Genomic DNA, 2,132 nt, shown 5'->3' with positions numbered 1-2,132 from the left:
ACCACCACGGGCACTCCGCCCACCGGTCCCGCGGTGACGCCGCCGCCGGCTGGTACGGATACCCCGTTGACCCCTGGCCCGGCTTTGGAGTTCAGCAAGTCTGCTGATGCTTCGGCGATCCAGGATCCGTCTGTTGTGGGTGACCAGATCACCTACACGTTCACGTCCACCAACACGGGCAACGTCAAGCTCACCGGTGTGGTCATCACTGACCCGCTGGCTGGTCTGTCGGCTTTGACCTACACGTGGCCGGGTACTCCGGGCGAGTTGCTTCCGGGTCAGACGGTGACGGCTACGGCAACGTACGCCATCACGCAGGCTGATATCGACGCCGGTCATGTCGCGAACAGCGCCACGACCACGGGCACTCCGCCGGTTGGTCCTCCTGTCACGCCTCCTCCGGGAACCACGGATACTCCGTTGACCCCGGCTCCGGCTATGGAGTTCAGCAAGTCTGCTGACGCCTCAGCTGTCCAGGATCCGTCGGTTGTGGGTGACGTTATTACGTACACCTTCGCCTCGAAGAACACGGGCAACGTCAAGCTCACCGGTGTGGTCATCACTGACCCGCTGGCTGGTCTGTCGGCTTTGACCTACACCTGGCCGGGTACTCCGGGCGAGTTGCTTCCGGGTCAGAGCGTGACGGCTACGGCTACGTACAGCATCACGCAGGCTGATATCGACGCGGGTCACGTTGCCAATGCGGCGACCACCACGGGCACTCCGCCGGTTGGTCCTCCTGTGACGCCTCCTCCGGGAACCACGGATACTCCGTTGACCCCGGCTCCGGCCATGGAGTTCACCAAGACAGCTGATGCTTCGGCAATCCAGGATCCGTCGGTTGTAGGCGACCAGATCACCTACACCTTCACGTCCAAGAACACGGGCAATGTGAAGCTCACTGGTGTGGTCATCAATGACCCGCTGCCGGGCCTCTCGGCACTGGAATACACCTGGCCGGGAACTCTTGGCGAGCTGCTGCCGGGCCAGACGGTGACTGCTACGGCAACGTATGCGATTACCCAGGCTGACATCAATGCGGGCCACGTCGCGAACACTGCAACCACCGTGGGCACTCCGCCCACCGGTCCCGCAGTGACGCCTCCTCCGGCTGGTACTGATACCCCGCTGACTCCGGCTCCGGCCATGGAGTTCAGCAAATCGGCTGATGCCTCCGGTGTTCAGGACCCTTCAGTTGTGGGCGATCGCATCGTCTACACCTTCACGGCCAAGAACAGCGGCAACGTGACTCTGACCAACGTATCCATCACGGATCCGCTGGCTGGCCTCTCGGCGCTGACGTACACCTGGCCGGGCGTAGCAGGAACACTGCTGCCCGGTGAGACAGCGACGGCTACGGCAACGTACGCTATCACCCAGGCTGATATCGACGCCGGTCACGTGGCGAACTCGGCAACCACTACGGGCACACCGCCTGTTGGTCCGCCGGTGACGCCTCCTCCGGGAACAACGGATACTCCGTTGACCCCGGGCCCGGCCATGGAGTTCACCAAGTCCTCGGACGCATCCGCTATCCAGGATCCGGCAGTGGTTGGTGACCTGATCACCTACTCCTTCACGGCCAAGAACAGCGGCAACGTGACTCTGACCAACGTTTCCATCACGGATCCGCTGGCTGGCCTCTCGGCGCTGACCTACACCTGGCCCGGCGCAGCAGGAACCCTCCTGCCCGGTCAGACGGTGACGGCTACGGCAACGTACGCCATCACCCAGGCTGATATCGACGCCGGACATGTTGCGAACTCGGCAACCACCACCGGCACCCCGCCGGTTGGTCCTCCTGTGACGCCTCCTCCGGGAACCACGGATACTCCGTTGACCCCGGCTCCGGCGATGCAGTTCAGCAAGTCGGCCGATGCCTCCGCCATCCAGGACCCGTCCGTTGCAGGTGACCTGATCACCTACACGTTCACGGCGAAGAACAGCGGAAACGTCAAGCTGACCGGTGTGGTCATCAATGACCCGTTGGCTGGCCTGTCTCCCCTTGAGTACGTATGGCCGGGTACCCCCGGCGAGCTGCTCCCGGGCCAGACGGTGACGGCTACGGCAACGTACGCCATCACGCAGGCTGATATCGACGCCGGTCATGTCGCCAACAGCGCCACGACCAC

1 pseudogene is annotated in these 2,132 nt (G+C 63.5%); it reads left to right on the top strand.

The window, feature by feature from the left end:
- Positions 1-135: 135 nt before the first annotated feature.
- Positions 136-2,132 (top strand): annotated as a pseudogene (locus HP499_RS23625) (hypothetical protein); the annotation flags it as partial.

This window comes from Paenarthrobacter sp. CM16 (assembly GCF_013179505.1).
GTDB lineage: Bacteria > Actinomycetota > Actinomycetes > Actinomycetales > Micrococcaceae > Arthrobacter.
Note: the sequence above shows the minus strand (reverse complement) of the source record. Positions and strands in the feature narration are given on the sequence as shown.